We start from the raw sequence: 1,428 nt of genomic DNA, 5'->3' as shown, positions 1-1,428 counted from the left end.
CTTCAGAACTAACACAGTGGACGCGAGCAACTGAGGACAAGCCCTCGGCCTATTAGTACCGGTCAGCTCCACCCATTACTGGGCTTCCACATCCGGCCTATCAACCCAGTCGTCTACTGGGAGCCTTACCCTCTCAAGGAGGTGGGAATACTCATCTCGAAGCAGGCTTCCCGCTTAGATGCTTTCAGCGGTTATCCCTCCCGAACGTAGCCAACCAGCCATGCCCTTGGCAGGACAACTGGCACACCAGAGGTTCGTCCGTCCCGGTCCTCTCGTACTAGGGACAGCCCTTCTCAATATTCCTACGCGCACAGCGGATAGGGACCGAACTGTCTCACGACGTTCTAAACCCAGCTCGCGTACCGCTTTAATGGGCGAACAGCCCAACCCTTGGGACCGACTCCAGCCCCAGGATGCGACGAGCCGACATCGAGGTGCCAAACCATCCCGTCGATATGGACTCTTGGGGAAGATCAGCCTGTTATCCCCGGGGTACCTTTTATCCGTTGAGCGACGGCGCTTCCACAAGCCACCGCCGGATCACTAGTCCCGACTTTCGTCCCTGCTCGACCCGTCGGTCTCACAGTCAAGCTCCCTTGTGCACTTACACTCAACACCTGATTGCCAACCAGGCTGAGGGAACCTTTGGGCGCCTCCGTTACCCTTTGGGAGGCAACCGCCCCAGTTAAACTACCCATCAGACACTGTCCCTGATCCGGATCACGGACCGAGGTTAGACATCCAGCACGACCAGAGTGGTATTTCAACGGCGACTCCACAACCACTGGCGTGGCTGCTTCAAAGTCTCCCACCTATCCTACACAAGCCGAACCGAACACCAATATCAAACTGTAGTAAAGGTCCCGGGGTCTTTCCGTCCTGCTGCGCGAAACGAGCATCTTTACTCGTAGTGCAATTTCACCGGGCCTATGGTTGAGACAGTCGAGAAGTCGTTACGCCATTCGTGCAGGTCGGAACTTACCCGACAAGGAATTTCGCTACCTTAGGATGGTTATAGTTACCACCGCCGTTTACTGGCGCTTAAGTTCTCAGCTTCGCCCTGTCGAAACAGAGCTAACCGGTCCCCTTAACGTTCCAGCACCGGGCAGGCGTCAGTCCGTATACATCGCCTTACGGCTTCGCACGGACCTGTGTTTTTAGTAAACAGTCGCTTCTCGCTGGTCTCTGCGGCCACCCCCAGCTCAGGAAGCAAGTTCCCTCACCAGGCGTGGCCCCCCTTCTCCCGAAGTTACGGGGGCATTTTGCCGAGTTCCTTAACCATAGTTCACCCGAACGCCTCGGTATTCTCTACCTGACCACCTGAGTCGGTTTAGGGTACGGGCCGCCATGAAACTCGCTAGAGGCTTTTCTCGACAGCATAGGATCATCCACTTCACCACAATCGGCTCGGCATCAGGTCTCAGGCTA

Annotated in this window: 1 rRNA gene; it reads right to left on the bottom strand. The window is 56.2% G+C overall.

The features are described 5' to 3' along the window. Positions 1 to 32 precede the first annotated feature (32 nt). Positions 33 to 1,428: ribosomal RNA gene (locus ACIGXE_RS37740) — 23S ribosomal RNA — on the bottom strand; the annotation flags it as partial.

The organism is Streptomyces sp. NPDC053431 (assembly GCF_044544925.1).
Classification (GTDB): Bacteria; Actinomycetota; Actinomycetes; order Streptomycetales; family Streptomycetaceae; genus Streptomyces.
Note: the sequence above shows the minus strand (reverse complement) of the source record. Positions and strands in the feature narration are given on the sequence as shown.